Source organism: Halomonas marinisediminis, from assembly GCF_004347715.1.
Taxonomy (GTDB): Bacteria; Pseudomonadota; Gammaproteobacteria; order Pseudomonadales; family Halomonadaceae; genus Halomonas; species Halomonas icarae.
Map to the genome: position 1 here is coordinate 1 of NZ_SLTR01000037.1, position 1,927 is coordinate 1,927.

Annotated in this window: 1 protein-coding gene; it reads left to right on the forward strand. The window is 65.6% G+C overall.

The window, feature by feature from the left end; genetic code table 11:
• Positions 1 to 466: 466 nt before the first annotated feature.
• Positions 467 to 1,855, forward strand: coding sequence for a group II intron reverse transcriptase/maturase (ltrA, locus tag E0702_RS15740; RefSeq protein ID WP_132045552.1), 1,389 nt, complete (start codon positions 467 to 469; stop codon positions 1,853 to 1,855).
• Positions 1,856 to 1,927: the final 72 nt, after the last annotated feature.

The following is a 1,927-nucleotide window of genomic DNA, read 5'->3' on the forward strand; positions in this document are numbered from 1 at the left end:
TGGTGCGCCAGGCATGGCGCGCAGCGCCTTGACTGGCGCTGTTCCCGAGGGTGGTGCCTCGGGATGACTCGGGGGTGAAAGTCCCCTGCACGCCCGGCAAGGGGAAGTGCTAGCCGACGGCAAGGGTGTCCCCCGCGAGGGGGAATCTGAAGGAAGCCCGAGGCAAAACGCTGGCCTGACGAACAGCAAGCGGATACGAGGCGGCATGGCGGGGTGAGATGGCCATAATCATCAAAGCCCGATACTTGCACGGAACGCCATGACGTACATCCGACAGGCATAAGCGGGAAGGTCGCGCGTCTTACCCTGGGAGGTCTGGTGGTCTGCCACGGTGCTACCGGCGCCGAGAGGCGACGGGATGGGCCACCAGACGTCAGCCGAGGCCATAGTACGTGCCGATTCACCCCGGCACCAAGGGCCGAACATGAAGAACCGCGAGTAGGCGATGACGTCTCGAGGATCGATCATGAAGACAGAAAGTGGCGCTAATACCGTCACCCACCCAGAGGGGCAGGGGCAGTACCCCGGGTTCCGGCCGGTGGGCGTCGAGACGGTCCCGGCGTCGTCATCGTGGACGAAAGCGGAGCCCGCCCCGCTCATGGAGGCTGTGGTAGAGAAGGCCAACATGGCGCGGGCTTACCGTAGGGTGGTCGCCAACAAGGGGGCGCCGGGTGCCGATGGCATGCCGGTAGACCAGTTGGCCGACCACCTGAAGCAATACTGGCCGACGCTGCGCGAGCGGCTGCTGGCCGGTGAGTACCACCCCAGCCCGGTCCGAGCCGTCGAGATTCCCAAGCCCAAGGGCGGGATGCGACAGCTCGGCATTCCCACGGTCAGCGACCGGCTGATCCAGCAGGCGCTGCTGCAGGTGTTGACGCCGCTCTTCGATCCGACGTTCTCGGCGTCGAGCTACGGTTATCGCCCCAGGCGCAGCGCCCAGCAGGCCGTCTCGGCGATGAAGGCCCATGTCACCGCCGGCCATCGTTGGGTGGTCGACCTCGACTTGAAGGCCTTCTTCGACCGCGTGAACCACGACCTGCTGATGGCACGGGTCGCGCGCCGCGTCCGCGACAAACGGGTGCTGCGCCTGATCCGCCGCTATCTGGAGGCCGGGATGTTCCAGAATGGCCTGGCCGCGCCACGCCGGCAGGGTACGCCCCAGGGCGGACCGCTGAGTCCGCTGCTGGCGAATATCCTGCTGGACGACGTGGACAAGGAACTGGAACGTCGCGGCCACCGCTTCTGCCGCTACGCTGATGACATGCAGGTGTATGTCAGGAGTCGGCGTGCCGGTGAGCGTGTCATGGCCAGTCTGAGTGATTTTCTCGAGAGCTCGCTTAGGCTGACGGTCAATCGCGACAAGAGTGCAGTGGACCGGCCGTGGAACCGGGGGTACCTGGGCTACACGCTGACCCGACACAAGCTGCCGAAGCTGACGCTGGCCAAGGCCAGTTTGCAGCGTTTGAGGCAACGTGTCCGCGAGATCCTCAAGCGCGGCAGGGGGCGCCATATTCGGCGTATTACCCAAGAGCTAGCCCCCGTCCTGCGGGGCTGGGCCAGTTACTTCAGTCTCGTCGATGTGAAGCGTCCGCTGGAAGTGTTGGATCGATGGATACGCCGCCGACTGCGCTGCGTCATCTGGCGGCAATGGAAGCGCCCATGGACCCGGCGCCGGAAGCTTATGGCGTTGGGCCTGGATCACTACCGGGCGTGGAAGTCAGCGGGAAACGGGCGAGGCCCTTGGTGGAACGCCGGCGCCTCGCACATGAATCAGGCCCTGCCACGCAAGTGGTTCGATCGGCGGGGCCTGATCTCGGTACTCGACACGGTAAGAGGGCTTAGCCGCTCTTCGTGAACCGCCGTGGTACGGACCCGTATGCCCGGTGGTGTGGGAGGGCGCCGGGGGCAACCCCGGCCCCTACCCGAT